This window comes from Roseburia sp. AM23-20 (assembly GCF_003470905.1).
GTDB classification, from domain to species: Bacteria; Bacillota; Clostridia; order Lachnospirales; family Lachnospiraceae; genus Roseburia; species Roseburia rectibacter.
In genome coordinates, this window is sequence record NZ_QRHS01000039.1 from 1 (window position 1) to 15,785 (window position 15,785).

The 15,785-nt window shown below is 40.7% G+C and carries 12 protein-coding genes; 10 read left to right on the plus strand and 2 right to left on the minus strand.

The genetic code is table 11. The features are described 5' to 3' along the window. The first annotated feature begins 304 nt into the window (after positions 1-304). From DW650_RS18390 to DW650_RS18405, 4 genes are all read left to right on the plus strand, one after another. Positions 305-1,624 carry an MATE family efflux transporter gene (locus DW650_RS18390; protein ID WP_118210778.1) on the plus strand — a complete coding sequence of 440 codons (1,320 nt, stop codon included), beginning with the start codon at positions 305-307 and terminating at the stop codon, positions 1,622-1,624. A gap of 44 nt (positions 1,625-1,668) precedes the next feature. Next, positions 1,669-2,568 (plus strand): AraC family transcriptional regulator, encoded by a 900-nt coding sequence (locus tag DW650_RS18395; protein ID WP_118210786.1) that lies wholly within the window; start codon positions 1,669-1,671, stop codon positions 2,566-2,568. Positions 2,569-2,717: 149 nt separating this feature from the next. After that, a complete protein-coding gene (locus DW650_RS18400; protein ID WP_118210779.1) occupies positions 2,718-5,132 on the plus strand; it encodes a GH36-type glycosyl hydrolase domain-containing protein in 2,415 nt (804 codons plus the stop codon). A 48-nt stretch (positions 5,133-5,180) separates the two neighbouring features. After that, positions 5,181-7,889 carry a GH36-type glycosyl hydrolase domain-containing protein gene (locus tag DW650_RS18405; RefSeq protein WP_118210780.1) on the plus strand — a complete coding sequence of 903 codons (2,709 nt, stop codon included), beginning with the start codon at positions 5,181-5,183 and terminating at the stop codon, positions 7,887-7,889. A 16-nt stretch (positions 7,890-7,905) separates the two neighbouring features. On the opposite strand, the gene DW650_RS18410 is transcribed toward DW650_RS18405, so the two are convergent. Then, positions 7,906-8,646 carry a helix-turn-helix domain-containing protein gene (locus DW650_RS18410; protein WP_117922621.1) on the minus strand — a complete coding sequence of 247 codons (741 nt, stop codon included), beginning with the start codon at positions 8,644-8,646 and terminating at the stop codon, positions 7,906-7,908. A gap of 223 nt (positions 8,647-8,869) precedes the next feature. Between DW650_RS18410 and DW650_RS18415 the strand changes: the two genes are divergently transcribed. The 3 genes from DW650_RS18415 (at position 8,870) to DW650_RS18425 (ending at position 12,359) form a co-directional block, all read left to right on the plus strand. After that, positions 8,870-10,318 carry a carbohydrate ABC transporter substrate-binding protein gene (locus tag DW650_RS18415; protein ID WP_118210781.1) on the plus strand — a complete coding sequence of 483 codons (1,449 nt, stop codon included), beginning with the start codon at positions 8,870-8,872 and terminating at the stop codon, positions 10,316-10,318. A gap of 260 nt (positions 10,319-10,578) precedes the next feature. Further along, the gene (locus DW650_RS18420; protein WP_118210782.1) at positions 10,579-11,493 is read left to right on the plus strand and encodes a carbohydrate ABC transporter permease; all 915 of its coding nucleotides are present in this window, start codon (positions 10,579-10,581) and stop codon (positions 11,491-11,493) included. A 5-nt stretch (positions 11,494-11,498) separates the two neighbouring features. Next, a complete protein-coding gene (locus tag DW650_RS18425; RefSeq protein ID WP_118210787.1) occupies positions 11,499-12,359 on the plus strand; it encodes a carbohydrate ABC transporter permease in 861 nt (286 codons plus the stop codon). Positions 12,360-12,452: 93 nt separating this feature from the next. Here the strand turns inward: DW650_RS18425 and DW650_RS18430 are convergent, their stop codons facing one another. Then, positions 12,453-12,917, minus strand: coding sequence for a TspO/MBR family protein (locus DW650_RS18430; protein WP_118210788.1), 465 nt, complete (start codon positions 12,915-12,917; stop codon positions 12,453-12,455). 121 nt (positions 12,918-13,038) lie between these two features. Between DW650_RS18430 and DW650_RS18435 the strand changes: the two genes are divergently transcribed. The 3 genes from DW650_RS18435 (at position 13,039) to DW650_RS18445 (ending at position 15,685) form a co-directional block, all read left to right on the plus strand. Further along, positions 13,039-13,464, plus strand: coding sequence for a pyridoxamine 5'-phosphate oxidase family protein (locus DW650_RS18435; RefSeq protein WP_118210783.1), 426 nt, complete (start codon positions 13,039-13,041; stop codon positions 13,462-13,464). Positions 13,465-13,561: 97 nt separating this feature from the next. Next, positions 13,562-14,086: a hypothetical protein gene (locus DW650_RS18440; RefSeq protein WP_118210784.1), complete on the plus strand. Its 525-nt coding sequence runs from the start codon at positions 13,562-13,564 to the stop codon at positions 14,084-14,086. 3 nt (positions 14,087-14,089) lie between these two features. After that, the gene (locus tag DW650_RS18445; protein WP_118210785.1) at positions 14,090-15,685 is read left to right on the plus strand and encodes a type I restriction-modification system subunit M; all 1,596 of its coding nucleotides are present in this window, start codon (positions 14,090-14,092) and stop codon (positions 15,683-15,685) included. Positions 15,686-15,785: the final 100 nt, after the last annotated feature.

Sequence of the window (15,785 nt, forward strand, 5' to 3'; positions counted from 1 at the left end):
GCCAATCACAAAACTGCGATATCACCCTTCGCCGGGGAACTCATAGCCCAACAAACCAGCATTTGGCGGGCAATGTTAGATGATGTCAGAGTCAAACAGCAGATTTCAATTTTTGATTGACAAAACCGCAAAAAGGATTAATATGGTTATCTGTATAAAAAGTAGAAATAGTGCAATTATTATGTGAAAAAATACAAGAATTATGGCGCAAAATGTCATATTATTAGTATGGCGCAAAAACTCTAGTTTATTGCTGAAAATATAAAAACGAAAAATATTTAGTGCAGATGTGAGGGCAGTTCAAATGAAAATCCAAAGAAAATCTTTAACACAGCTTTTTGTACCAATATGCTTCGAAACACTTTTTTATATGCTTTCCGGAATGGTTGATACCCTGATGCTTTCATCGGTAAGCGATCAGGCAGTTGGTGCAGTCGGTACGGCAAATACATATATTGGTGTTTTTATCATCATGTTTGGAGTTATATCGTCGGGCATGGTTGCGGTAATGACACAGAATATCGGGGCAGGAAAGCCGGGAGTTGCATATCAGGCAAGACAGCTTGGACTTATTTTTAATGCGGTTGTCGGAGTTATGATGTCCGTATTTTTAGCTGTTTTTTCAGGAAAAATTTTAGAGATAGTAAGTATTGCACCGGCTCTGTTTACGCCTGCTGAAACTTATCTGAAAATCGTAGGCGGTGCGTGTTTTTTAAATGCGCTCATACCTATATTTTCAAGCTATCTTCGGGTGTTTGGCTATACCAGGCAGTCGCTTTTTGCATCTATCACAGGAAATATAATTAATTTTATTTTGAATTCTGTATTTTTATTTGTCATGAACTGGGGAGTTATGGGAGTTGCCATCGCCACAGTGATATCGCGTGTTATAAATCTGATCATGGTTGCGGCTATGGGAGCAGTGCTGGTAAAGGCAAAAAATGCTCCTGAGAGGGAGTCCTCACGCAAAATATTAGGACAGATCATAAAAATAGGTTTTCCATCCGCGTGCGAGACGGCTCTTTATAATATTGCAATGACGCTTGTTGTTCGTTTTATGAATCAGATGGATGCGGACGGGATGAATGTTACCGCGCGCTCTTATACGCTTCAGATTGCAAATTTTTCATACTGTGTAGGTGCTGCCTTAGCACAGGCAAATGCCATCATGACAGGCTGGCGGATTGGGGCAAAAGAATTTGAAGAGTGTGATAAAGGAACGAAAAAGGCTGCTATTTATGGAGTGATAACAGCCACCTGTTTTTCTGTGACGTTCGCATTGACTGGACATTTTATCGTACATATTTTCACAGACGATCCACAGATGATAAATCTGGTTGTAAAATTGCTTGTCGTTGACATTTTCCTCGAATTTGGACGTGTAACGAATCTGGTCTATGGACAGGCATTAAAAACAAGCGGAGATGCTGTTTTCCCTGTGATCATGGGTGCAATATTTATGTATCTGGTGGCAGTTGGAGGCACATATTTTTTGGGCATACGGTTAGGGCTGCTTGCTGTGGGGGCATATATTGGCATGGCGGGTGATGAATGTGCCAGAGCGGTTGGAATGGTGCTCCGCTGGAAAACAGGGAAATGGAAGACGAAGCGTCTGGTGGAGTAAGATGAAACTGTTGTTTGTGAATGATTATTTATGCGGAGGATATTATGTACTTTGAATTAAAAGAAAACAGACCACATGGTACGCAAAAGTATCCTTTCAGTTTATATCATATATATAATATCCACCATTCCTTTCAGATTCCGGTGCACTGGCATGACGAACTTGAGATTATATATGTAAAAAATGGAGTTTTAAATGTGAATATATCAGGAGAAAACTACACAGGAAGTACAGGAGAAGTATTTGTTGTATCGCCGGGTAATTTGCATTTTATGGGTTCGCAGACAGGAAAAGTGGACTACTATACGTTACTTTTCCCATTGGAGTATGTATCGTTTCAATCAAATGATCTATTAGAGAAAGAGGTAATGGCACCGCTGAAAAGTGGAAAGCGGATGATAAAACCACAGCTTGGTGCTGGATTGAGTGATATATGCGATAATCTGATCGCTTTGGAACATTCAGATCTGACACTGTCTGAAACTCAGAAAGAGCAGGAAATTGCTGAGAATACAAGTGATAATAGGAACAACCTGATAATCCAGTTTGAGATAAAAGGCAGATTGCTTTTGTTTTTTAAGAGAGTGCTGCAAAGTGGTTTTATATTAGAAAATAATACCAGTGGCAGAAATACTACCGAGAAAGAAATGATTTCGTATATACAGCAGAACTTTACCAGGAAAATATCGCTTAAGGAGTTTGGAAACCAGTTTCACTTGTCTGAAAAATATATTTCCCGCTATTTTAAAGAACATTTTCATATTACTATTTCACAGTATATCAATCATTTACGCATGGAGCATGCGAGACAGTTACTGCAGGAGACTACACTTCCTGTTACGGAGGTTGCAATGCGGTGCGGTTATGAAAATGTCAGTTATTTTATCCGGAGCTTCAAAAAGATGTACGGAAATCCGCCGTTGAAATATCGAAACGAGATTTAATTCGAAAATCGTATCTCATATATTTTCGGAAGAACAGGTCATGAATCTGTTATTTTAAGGACGTATTTTGTATAACCATTTTCATAGAACCTTTATTGTTAATATAACATGGCAGTAGAAAAAAGACTGAGACAAGAATGGAGGTTACTATGAAATACGGATATTTTGATGAAAATAAAAAAGAATATGTGATCACAAGACCGGACACACCGGCACCATGGGTAAATTATTTAGGATCACCGGAGTATGGAGCGATCATATCCAATAATGCGGGAGGATATAGTTTTGCAAAATCCGGAGCAAACGGAAGAATTTTAAGATATGTATTTAACCAGTTTGATGAACCGGGCAGATATATTTACATCAGGGACAATGAGAGTAAAGATTACTGGTCAGCTTCCTGGCAGCCGGTGGGAAAAGATTTAGAGCATTATAAGAGCGAGTGCCATCATGGGACTGCTTACACAAAAATGAAAGCGGCATATGCCGGGATCAGTTCTGAGGTATGTTATTATGTACCGTTAAACCAGTCTTATGAAGTTTGGAATCTGAGTGTTACCAATGATTCTGAAAAAGAAAGAAAACTTACTGTGACCGGTTATGCAGAGTTTACGAATAACAGCAATTATGAACAGGATCAGGTCAATCTGCAGTATTCACAGTTCATCACAAGGACTGTTTTTTGTGAGAACCGTGTGCGCCAGATGATCCATGCCAATCTTGATATGATTGAAAAAGGAAAAGAAATTGACCATAAGACCGTGGTGAGCCGGTTCTTTGGACTTGCGGGCACAGCCGTAACATCCTGGTGTGGCGATAAGGAAGAGTTCCTTGGCAGATATCATGGATATGGGAATCCCAAAGGTGTGGAAGATGGTGTTTTAAATAATAAAGGGAATTACAATGAAAACGGCTGTGGTGCTATTTCAACGGTATTGCATCTGAATCCGGGGGAGACAAAGAATATCGCATTTTTAGTCGGAATGAAAGAGGATGATGAGGCAGCAAAAATCGTAGCAGGATACAGGAATACAGCAGAAGTGTGCAAAAAAGAACTTGCGGAACTGACCGCATACTGGCATGAAAAATTTTCTCATTTTCAGGTAAAGACACCGAGTGAAGAATTTAATACCATGATCAATACATGGAATGCGTATAACTGTTTTATGACATTTATCTGGTCAAGGGCTGCATCCTTTACTTATTGTGGACTGAGGAATGGGTATGGTTACCGTGATACCGTGCAGGATATTCAGGGCGTGATCCATCTTGCACCGGAGATGGCAGTCGAAAAGATCCGCTTTATGCTCTCGGCCCAGGTGGACAATGGAGGCGGATTGCCATTAGTCAAATTTACACATAATCCGGGACATGAGGATACACCGGACGATGCCTCTTATGTACAGGAGACAGGGCACCCTGCATATCGTGCGGATGATGCACTCTGGCTGTTCCCAACCGTGTACAAATATGTTTCAGAAACCGGTGACGTGGCGTTTATCGATGAGGTGATCCCGTTTGCGAATAAAGATGAGGGAACGGTTTACGAGCATCTGAAGCGTGCAATAGATTTTTCCATGAAACATCTTGGAGGGCATGGACTGCCGGCAGGGCTTTATGCAGACTGGAATGACTGCCTGCGTCTTGGAAAAGATGGGGAATCAACATTTGTTGCCCTGCAGTTTTATTATGCGATGACGATCCTGCGTATTTTTGCAGAATATAAGAAAGATGAGGCATATATTGCATTTCTGAATGAAGAGCAGAAAAAATTGGGAGAGCTGATCCAGAAACTCTGCTGGGATGAGGACAGATTTATCCGTGGTTTCACAGAGGATGGTAAGACAATCGGAAAGCGTACCGATCCGGAAGCGAACATGTGGTTAAATCCGCAGAGCTGGGCGGTGATCAGCGGACTTGCAGATGAAAAGCAGGCAGACTGTGCATTGCAGCAGGTATATGACAGGTTAAACACGGAATATGGAGCAATTCTGATGGATCCGCCATATCATGCACATGCATTTGATGGGGCGCTTGCAGTTATTTATAACGCTGGCACCAAAGAAAATGCCGGTATTTTTTCTCAGTCACAGGGGTGGATCATCCTTGCGGAAGCATTGAGAGGACATGGAGAGAGAGCATTTTCCTATTTTATGGAAAATGCACCGGCAGCACAGAATGACAGGGCAGAGATCCGAAAATTAGAGCCATACTGTTATGGTCAGTTTACCGAAGGAAAGGATAGTCCGAATTTTGGACGGTCGCATGTGCACTGGCTGACAGGAACAGCTTCCACGGTTATGGTAGGGTGTGTAGAGGGAATCCTTGGCATGCGCCCGGATCTTTATGGACTTCGCATTGCACCGGCTGTTTCGAAAGAATGGGAAATGTTTGAAATCGATAAAGATTTCAGAGGCTGCCATCTGCACATTACAGTAAAAAATCCGGGACATGCAGAGAGCGGATACAAAAAACTATTCGTTAATGGTCAGGAAATGGAGGACAATTATATTCCACAGTCTGTACTTACAGAGACAACAGAAGTGGAACTGATCATGTCATAAGACAAAATAAGTAAAGAAGTCTTTTTATACGCAGAAATGAGGAGTATCATGAAACAAGTTGAATTTATAGATAAAAATGGAGCTTTCCGTATTCACAATCCGGAAAATTATAGTGGTCTGTACCTTCCGCTGGCAGGAGAGACGGGATTGAAATCGAGCATTACGCCGAATCTTGGAGGGGACAGCAAGACAGATCAGAATCATTTTTTATTAGAACCGGTCAGTATTGAAAACTTACATAATAACCGCAATACAAGAAATTTCTGGTGCCGGATCGAAGATAAAGGCTGTTGGTCTGTCTGTGGTTCTTCTGCAAAACAGGAAGCGGAAAAGTTTACGAAAGATCAGGATGAAAGCACCTTAGAAGCCGGATTTATGTGGCAGAAACTGACAAGAATATCAAAAGAGTATGGGGTAAAAGCAGAGACGACTTCCTTTGTGACTTTAGATGGTGCAATGGAAGTAATGATGGTAGAAATTACCAATACAGCAGAGTATGAGCAGAAAATCACACCGATGGCAGTGATTCCGGTTTATGGACGGAGTGCAGACAATATCAGGGATCACCGTCATGTGACATCACTTTTACATAGAATCGAGACAAAGATGTATGGCGTGGAAGTATGTCCGGTACTTTCTTTTGATGAAAGAGGACACCAGAAGAACCAGACGACATATTTTGTCTATGGGTCGACAGGAGAAGGCGAGGCACCGGAGACATTTTATCCGACAACGAAAATGTTTATCGGAGAGGGCGGAAGTTATCTGATACCGGAAACTGTGCGGACTGTGAAGGATGGCGTGCCGGCTGGAACGAAACTGCAGGGAAAAGAGGCAGCAGGAGGAATGCGTTTTGCGTCGGTTACTTTAAAACCACAGGAATCAGCAGCGTATCTGATTCTCGCAGGAATTTCGGAAGAAAGGGAGCAGATCGAAAAACAGACAGCAGCTTACCGTACGAAAAAGCAGGTGGAAGCAGCACTTGAAACGGTAAAAAAGCACTGGACTGACAAAGTAAATGTCGATTTTGCAACAGGTGATACAGCAGTTGATAATTATCTGAAATGGATCTGCTTTCAGCCGGTTTTAAGAAGGATCTTTGGATGCTCTTTTTTACCGTATCATGATTATGGTAAAGGCGGACGCGGCTGGAGAGATCTCTGGCAGGATTGTCTTGCCCTGCTTATCATGGAGCCGTCTGTGGTGCGTCAGATGATCGTGGACAATTATGGCGGTGTCCGGATAGATGGAACAAATGCAACGATCATTGGAAGCAGACAGGGAGAATTTATTGCTGACCGTAATAACATTACCCGTGTCTGGATGGATCATGCGTTCTGGCCGTTTGTAACAACGAAATTATATCTGGATCAGACCGGAGATCTTAATATTTTACTGGAAAAAGTTACTTATTTTAAAGATCTTCAGGCAAAGAGAGGTACTGCACATGATAATGCGTGGGATCATGCATATGGAAATAAACAGCGCACGGAGGGCGGCAACGTTTATTTTGGAACGATCTTAGAACATATTTTGCTTCAGAATCTGTGTGCTTTTTATGATGTCGGGGATCATAATGAGATGAGACTGCACGGTGCAGACTGGAACGATGCGCTTGATATGGCATGGGAAAGGGGCGAAAGTGTGGCATTTACCTGTGCATACGCTGGAAATCTGAAAGATATTGCAGAGTGCCTGAAACATCTGGAAGCAGAGACAGGCATCAGCAGGATCGAAGTGGCGGAAGAGATGAAATATCTGCTTGCAGACGGAACAGATTTATATGAAAGTCCGGATAAAAAACAGGAATTGTTAGAAAAATACACCAGTCTTTGTGCACATAACATAAAAGGCGGGACGATCCTTATTTCAGTGGAACAGATCAGAAAAAACCTGCTTGGAAAAGCAGAGTGGCTGATGCAGCATATCAGATCAAAAGAATGGATCAGTGCAGAAGATGGTATGGGCTGGTTTAACGGATATTATGATAATCATGGAAATGCAGTCGAGTACAGCAAAGATCGGGATGTCCGTATGATGCTGACCGGACAGGTGTTTGCGATCATGAGCGGTACCGCTGGTGAGGAACAGATAAAAGCAGTATGTAAGAGTGCAGACAGATATCTGTTTGATAAAAAAGCCGGTGGCTATCGTCTGAATACAGACTTTAAAGAAGAAAAATTTGATCTTGGAAGAATGTTTGGATTTGCCTATGGCGAAAAGGAAAACGGGGCAGTATTTTCACATATGGCGGTCATGTATGCAAATGCACTGTATCAGAGGGGATTTGTATCAGAGGGACATAAAGTACTGCAGACACTGCTTGATGCAGCCATGAATTTTGAAAACAGTAAAATGTATCCGGGACTGCCGGAGTATTTTGATAATGATGGAAGAGGACTTTATGCATATCTGACAGGTGCGGCAAGCTGGTATATGTTAACCATGATCACGGAGGTCTTTGGCGTAAAAGGAAAACTCGGCGACCTTGTGATCGCACCGTCCCTGCTGCCGGAGCAGTTTGACGAAAAAGGCGATGCAGGGCTGCAGCTGGAGTTTGCAGGTAAGAAATTCCATATCATACTGCATAATCCCAAAAAACAGAGCAGCAGAGATGGTCAGATCAGACAGGCAGTGTGTGATGATCAGATCATTTTAGAAACAGAGCCGGAATATGGGGTACGGCTTAGTAAGAAAGTGATCGAAACACTCGATTCTGGGAAATGTCACAGAATTGATGTTGTTTTAAGTGAGTAGTGCAAAAACCGGACTGTCACCACATGGATTTGTAATATTCGTCCCGGTATTTCTTTGGTGTCAGTCCGGTATAGTTTTCAAAAATCTGGATAAAATGGCTCTGTGAGGAAAAGGAGAGATAATTTGCAATATCAACGATCGGCTTATCGGAATAGCGCAGCAGATGTGTCGCTTTCTCAATCTTTTTTTCACGGATATAGTCACTGATGGATATACCAAGGTTTTGTTTAAAAACACGGGACAGATAACTCTCGGACAGCCCGGTATATTCAGCCAGAATATTGATGGTAATGCGTTCTTTGATGTGCGTGTAGATGTAGTCGACACACTGCATGACAGGCTTTGAGAGAATTGCACTTTTTTTCTGAAGAACCATTTTTCCGGTAAAATCTTTTACCATTTCATGATGCAGGTCTGCCACCTGGCGTATCGAGGTACAGGAATCCATTTTTAAAATATAAAAATCACTCAGGCGGTAAGCCTGTTCCGGTTCTAATCCACCGTCAATGCAATAGCGTGTGATCATGGCGGTAGTGACAACAAAATGATATTTGATATTCGTAAGAGGATTGCGGGAAAGCACTCCTGTACCTTTTAGGTCAATAAAAGCATCTTCTTTGCAATTCCGTATCACAGTTTCCATATCCCCTGTTTTGACCGCATTATAAAAAGAATACTCTACCGTCGGGGAACGGTGCAGCATATCGTATTCACTGTTGACTAATTCTGTGTGATACCACTCTTTTGAAAGTTCCATGATTAGCTCCATTCTTGTACTGTTTTCAAATGAAAATATCATTTCATTTGCAGATTTGTACATCTTTCGTCTGGTTGTCTCATTATGTCATGAATCTGACATTTTTTCAAGCGATTTAGTATAATGCAAAATTAAAATCAGTTAATATATCACTTGTAAACGAGATAGGAACACAAAAGAAAATAAGTGTTCCAGAGGAATTTCGAAAAGGGAGGAAAAGTAGATGAAACGAAGAATTGTAAGTATGATGCTCGTAGCAGCGATGGGAGCATCATTATTGGCAGGCTGTGGCGGAAATGCAGCAGGCAGCAATGACACAAAGAGCGACAATGCTAAGAGCAATGCTGCAGAAGCAACTGGCAGCGATGCAACAGCCACAGATGAAAATGCTCCGGCAACAGAAGCAGAAAACACAGATGCACAGGCAGGTACTTCTGATGAAGGAAAGGTACTTAATATTTACTGCTGGAACGAGGAATTTAAGAGTCGTCTGACAGATCATTATCCAGGATATACAGAGGTGGATGCAACTACAGGAACGATCGGTGATGTAATTGTAAAATGGAACATTACCCCAAGTGATGATATGGCATATCAGAACAATCTGGATGCAACCTTATTAAAACAGGCAGATGCAGCAGCAGATGACAAGATCGATATCTTTCTGGTAGAAGCCGATTACGCATTAAAATATGTTGATACAGATTACACAATGGCAGTTACAGATCTTGGAATTACCGATGCTGATCTTTCCAAACAGTACCAGTACACCAAAGATGTTGTTACAGATTCCAACGGTGTATTAAAAGGTCTTTCCTGGCAGGGCTGCCCTGGCGTATTATTCTATAACAGAGATGCAGCAAAAGAAGTATTAGGTTCAGATGATCCTGCTGAGGTTCAGAATTATGTAAAAGACTGGGATACATTTAATGATACAGCAAAGAAAATGAAAGATGCCGGTTACACAATCACATCTTCTGCAAACGATACTTTCCGTGTATATTCTAATAACGTCACTTCAAAATGGGTTGTTGACGGCAAGATCAATATTGATGACAACATTATGAAATGGGTGGATGATTCCAAAGAGCTTGTAGATGCAGGTGAGACAGGAACATATGATCTGTGGAGTGATGACTGGAAGAAAGGTTTCTATCCGGAAGGAAATGTATTCTGCTACTTTGGACCTGCATGGTTAGTAAACTTCTCAATGGCAGCAGATACAGAAGGCAGTATCGGTTACAATGGTGGCTGGGGCGCAACGGAAGGACCTCAGGGCTTCTTCTGGGGTGGTACATGGATCTGTGCAGCCAATGGAACTGATAACCAGAGCCTTGTAAAAGATATCATGCTTCAGATGACAACCAATGATGACGTTATGAAAGAGATCATTGAGAAAGATGATGACTTCGTAAACAATCAGGACGTAATTGCTGAGATGGCAGACAGCTCTTACTCAAGCAAGATCTTAGGCGGACAGAATCCACTTGGTATTTACAGCTCAGGAGTTTCCAAACTTGATTTAAGCAATCTTTCTTCCTACGATCAGGGTTGTAACGAAGAGTTCCAGCATGCAATGAAGAACTACTTCGAAGGAAGTGCAACGAAAGAAGAAGCATTAGATCTGTTCTACAAATCAGTTTTAGAGAAATATCCGGAATTGGCATATTAATCTCCATTCTTGCGCTGTTTTTAAGCGCATCACAAGTTTGTGCGAAGCACAAATCTTGCGTGTGAAAAATGTATTTTTCACACTAAGTTCTGTTACTATGAATGAAACTGCGCCTGCCAGATCGTAAGGAAGGCAGGTGCGGTTTATTATGTAAAACCATTAGCGCAAAGCTGACAGCATGTTTACACAGAAGAAAAGTGAGGGATGCTGTGAGCTCTGTGGATGAGAAAATGTACTCTGAAAAAGGAGGTTGGGCTGTTATGAAAAAAAGCAGTGGAAAGGTAGTAAAATACAATAAATGGGGATATATCTTTTTGATTCCTTTTATTGTAGTATATGTTATTTTTCAGTTGATCCCATTGGTCAGCACTATTTACAACAGTTTCTTTGAAAACTATATGTCAGGATTAACACAGGTTGGACCAAGGTTTGTCGGATTTGAAAATTATCAAAAACTCTTCTCCGATGGAGATATCTGGATTTATACCAAAAATACTCTGTTATTGTGGATCATGTGCTTCGCACCGCAGATTATTTTATCGCTTGTACTTGGGGCATGGTTTTCAGATGTGCGTCTCAGATTAAAAGGAACACGTTTCTTTAAAACGGTCGTATATCTTCCAAACCTGATCATGGCATCCGCATTTTCCATGTTGTTTTTTACCTTGTTCTCCGATGGAGGACCGATCAACTCAATGCTGATGCAGATCGGATTTATTGATACACCATATAAATTTTTATCAAATGCGGGAAGTGCAAGAGGACTGATCGCACTGATGAACTGCCTGATGTGGTTTGGTAATACAACGATCCTTCTGATGGCTGGTATGATGGGTATCGATACTTCTTTATTTGAGGCAGCAGAAGTCGATGGAGCAACTTCTTCCCAGGTATTCTGGCAGATCACGTTACCGCTGTTACGTCCGATCCTTGTATATGTAGTCATCACATCTCTGATCGGTGGTTTACAGTTATTCGATGTTCCGCAGATCTTAACCAATGGAACCGGTGATCCGATGCGTTCTACTATGACACTGATCATGTTCTTAAATAAACATCTCTATAGTAAGAACTATGGTATGGCTGGTGCATTGTCAGTTATTCTGTTTATCATTACAGGTATTTTAAGTTTGATCGTATTTAAGATTACCGGCAATGATAAGAGGAAGGGGTGAAACTCATGAATGAAAATCGTAATTTGAAAAAAGGCGTAGGTATTCATGCAAGAAGATTTATTGCATATGTTGTATTGGCGATTGTTTCTGTTTTGTGTTTATTCTGGTTTTATGTATTATTTATCAATGCAACCAGATCAAATGGTGAGATGCAGTCCGGCTTTACACTGGTTCCAAGCAGTCATTTGTGGGAAAACTGGAAGAACTTAAGAAACGGAACACTTCCGGTTTGGAATGGTATGTTCAACAGCCTGATCATTTCAGCATGCAGTGCAGTACTTGGTGTGTATTTTTCAACGATGACAGCTTATGCGATCCATGCGTATGATTTTAAACTGAAAAAATATATTTATCCATTTATTTTAATGGTTATGATGATCCCGACACAGGTAACTGCACTTGGATTTATCAAACTTGTATCTGGTATGCATCTGGAAGATTCCTTTATTCCTCTGATCGTGCCTGCAATTGCAGCTCCGGTTACTTTTTTCTATATGAAACAGTATATGGAGAGCACACTGCCGTTGTCACTGATCGAGGCAGCCCGCATTGATGGCTCCGGGGAGTTTCGTACATTTAATTCTATCGTAATGCCATTAATGAAGCCGGCAATCGCCGTACAGATGATCTTTACTTTTGTAAGCAGCTGGAATAACTACTTCACACCGGCATTGATCCTGCACGATGACAAGAAAAAGACACTGCCTATCTTGATCGCGCAGTTACGTGGAGCTGACTGGCTTAAATTTGATATGGGGCAGGTATATGTGATGATCGCATTCTCCATCTTCCCGGTTATTATTGTATATCTGTTTTTATCAAAACATATCGTACAGGGTGTTGCTCTTGGTAGTGTAAAGGGGTAAGTGATAAAAAATAAGACACGAAATAAAAAACAGGATATGAATGATGCAAGAGTCTGCTGACTTAAAAAAAGCCAGCAGGCTTTTTTGTTGCGCTTATCCGTTCAGCAGACAGATCCCCAGATTTAAGTATCCTGCAAAAGTCACCCAAAGCAGATAGGGGATCATCAGATATCCGGCTGGCTTTGAAATCGGGTAAAACAGAATTGCTGTCAATAAGATCAGAAGCCACAGCAGCACGAGCCAGATAAAAGCAAACAGACATAGCCCAAAATTAAAAAAGAAAATGGACCAGAAAAAGTTAAACACAAGCTGGATGCCGTATACGGTCAGAGCGTTACCAGTGGGCTTTTGTGATGTGACCACCAGATAAGATGCGAATCCCATCAGAACATACAGAATTGTCCAGACTACCGGAAACAGAAAACCCGGTGGAGCAAAAGCAGGTTTGTTTAACATTGCAAAGTTTTCCATGCTGTTTTTGGTAAGAAGAGATGCCAGGGCACCGACAGCAAGTGGTATGGCAATGCAGGTAATCAGGTTTTTCCATTGAATTTTCATAAATCCGTCCTTTCCCATTTTTCACACGAATCTCTATTTTTTTACATATTGCCTTCTCTTGATAAGTTATGATGCCGGGGTGGAAAATATGAGAAAATATGTCTGAAGGGAGAATAGGATCATGAATCATGAAGAATATGAAAATGCAGCAAATAACACCTGTACACTTGCAACCGGTTCTGGTGAATTTGTGAGATGTACGCCGATTGAATATAGCTATCATGACGGTACAGTATGGATGTTTTCTGAAGGCGGGGAAAAATTTCATGCACTGGAGAATAACAAAAATGTATGTATTGCCATTTATGATAAATATGAGGGATTCGGCAGATTAAAAGGATTGCAGATGACAGGCATGGCACAGCTCGTAGAGCCATTTTCGGACGAATATGTTGCGGCAGCAGAATTTAAAAAGATTCCGATAGATGCACTGAAAAAATTACCGCAGCCGATGCATTTGATCCGTGTGACGCCGGTGAAAGCAGAGATGTTAAATTCAGAATTTAAGAAGGATAGGTTTGCGAGCAGACAGAAAATGTTTTATTAAAGAATTTGTAATTTATCTAAATTACAAATTGACATTTGAAGATAGATGAATTACTATGAAATAGTAATTTAATTAAATTACTCCTAAAGGAGGATTTATGGAACAAAAATGTTTGGATGAATTGATAAAGTTTACTTTGGGTAAAAATATTTCCAGATTGAAAAAACAGGATGAAAATATTTATACACCGGAGGATTTTGAAAACGACTTACATAGCTTAAGTGATGCAAACGAGATATGTGGGTGCATTATTAATCTGATTCGATCCAAAGCATCACCGATATCAACCGGGATACAGGAAAAATATATTACATCAAATTTTCTGCTGTGCATGTTTGATCAGAATGAATTAGATCCCTGGTATTTTTGTTATCAATTTAATGAGGGAAAAAGCCTTGAACAGCAGATTGGCAGATATCATCAGGGCAGTACCGTAAGTGTAAAAAAATTAAATATAAAAAGTATTGGTGAATTAAAAATACCGGTACTGGATATAGAAAAGCAAAGACAGATAGGAAGATTATACAGGCAGTCGATTATCCAGAAAGATTTACTGGAACGGCAGGCTGCAAATATTAATAGACTGATGATTGAGACAATCAGAAAAATGGAGGAGAATTAACACATGGCAGAGTCAAAAGAATTATTACAGGTACTATGGAGTGGAGCAGATGTTCTAAGAGGAAAAATGGATGCAAATGAGTATAAGACATATTTGCTTGGACTGGTATTTTATAAATATTTATCAGATTCTTATTTATCAAAAGTTTATGATCTGCTTTATGATGGTGTGCCGGAAAGCATAGAAGAAGCACAGACCGCATATGAAGAGGCGATGGAAGGGGAGGATGCAAAGGATTTGTTAGAAGAGCTGCAGGAATCCTTATATTATACTTTAACACCGGATATGACATACATCAGTATATTGAAAGATGCAAAAAATAATAGTTTCCACCGGGAAAAATTGCAGGCTGCATTTAACCGGATACAGGAATCGGATGAGTTGTTTAATGGACTGTTTGATGATGTTGATTTATATTCAAATCGTCTTGGAACGGGAGATCAGAAACAAAGCACTACAATTTCTGATCTGATAAAGGTGCTCGAAGCAGCAGATCTCATTCATACAAAAGGAGATGTGCTTGGAAATGCATATGAATATCTGATTGGACAGTTTGCTTCAGAAACAGGTAAGAAAGCAGGCGAATTTTATACGCCGCATGGTCCGGCACAGATCCTTTGCCGCATTGCAATGTCGGGACAGGAAAATAAAAAAGGGTTGCAGGTTTATGATCCATGCATGGGTTCCGGTTCTTTGATGTTAAGCTGCAGAAATTATTCCACAGAACCAAAGTACATTAAATATTATGGACAGGAATTGATGCCATCTACTTATAATCTTGCAAGGATGAATATGTTCCTGCATGGAGTGCTGCCGGAAAATCAGCATTTAAGAAACGGTGATACATTAGACGCGGACTGGCCGACAGACGAAGAGACAGAATTTGATGTTGTGACAATGAATCCGCCTTATTCTGCAAAATGGTCAGCGGCAGAAGGATTTAAACAGGATGAGCGGTTTATGGATTATGGAGGAAAACTGGCTCCGAAGTCTAAGGCAGACTATGCATTTCTGTTACATGGATTTTATCATTTAAAGCAGAGCGGAACGATGGCGATTGTGCTGCCGCATGGTGTATTATTCCGAGGTGCAGCAGAGGGAACGATAAGGGAAACGCTTTTGCAGAATGGTTCTATCTATGCAGTGATCGGACTTCCATCAAATATGTTTTATAATACATCCATACCGACCTGTATTATCGTTCTGAAAAAACACCGTGAAGGAAGAGATGTTTTATTTATTGATGCATCAAAACAATATGAAAAAGAAAAAAAACAGAATGAAATGAAAGAGGAGCACATTGATCATGTGCTTGAACTGTATAATAATCGCAAGACAGTAGAAAAAGAGGCATATCTGGCATCTTATGATGATATTGTGGCAAATGATTTCAATCTTAATATACCAAGATATGTTGATACAACCGAAGAAGAGCCGGAAATAGACCTCAGAGAACTGACACAGAATATCAAAGAGACAGATGAGGCGATCAAAGAGGGAAATAAAGCATTATTAGGGATGTTAAAAGAACTTAGTTTTAACAATGACGATGCAAAAGCAGCGGTTGAAGAATTTATCCGTGTGTTAGAGGAGGTGTAACTATGGCAAATACACCAAATATCAGGTTTCAAGGGTTCACGGATGATTGGGAACAGCGTAAGCTGGAAGATATATATGGTTCGATTGGAAATGCATTTGT

Bases quoted from the DNA above. Each gene is read 5' to 3' on its own strand.
- DW650_RS18415 (WP_118210781.1), top strand. From the start codon at position 8,870: ATGAAACGAAGAATTGTAAGTATGATGCTCGTAGCAGCGATGGGAGCA.
- DW650_RS18435 (WP_118210783.1), top strand. From the start codon at position 13,039: ATGAATCATGAAGAATATGAAAATGCAGCAAATAACACCTGTACACTT.
- DW650_RS18440 (WP_118210784.1), top strand. From the start codon at position 13,562: ATGGAACAAAAATGTTTGGATGAATTGATAAAGTTTACTTTGGGTAAA.
- DW650_RS18425 (WP_118210787.1), top strand. From the start codon at position 11,499: ATGAATGAAAATCGTAATTTGAAAAAAGGCGTAGGTATTCATGCAAGA.
- DW650_RS18395 (WP_118210786.1), top strand. From the start codon at position 1,669: ATGTACTTTGAATTAAAAGAAAACAGACCACATGGTACGCAAAAGTAT.
- DW650_RS18405 (WP_118210780.1), top strand. From the start codon at position 5,181: ATGAAACAAGTTGAATTTATAGATAAAAATGGAGCTTTCCGTATTCAC.
- DW650_RS18390 (WP_118210778.1), top strand. From the start codon at position 305: ATGAAAATCCAAAGAAAATCTTTAACACAGCTTTTTGTACCAATATGC.
- DW650_RS18400 (WP_118210779.1), top strand. From the start codon at position 2,718: ATGAAATACGGATATTTTGATGAAAATAAAAAAGAATATGTGATCACA.
- DW650_RS18420 (WP_118210782.1), top strand. From the start codon at position 10,579: ATGAAAAAAAGCAGTGGAAAGGTAGTAAAATACAATAAATGGGGATAT.
- DW650_RS18445 (WP_118210785.1), top strand. From the start codon at position 14,090: ATGGCAGAGTCAAAAGAATTATTACAGGTACTATGGAGTGGAGCAGAT.
- DW650_RS18410 (WP_117922621.1), bottom strand. From the start codon at position 8,646: ATGGAACTTTCAAAAGAGTGGTATCACACAGAATTAGTCAACAGTGAA.
- DW650_RS18430 (WP_118210788.1), bottom strand. From the start codon at position 12,917: ATGAAAATTCAATGGAAAAACCTGATTACCTGCATTGCCATACCACTT.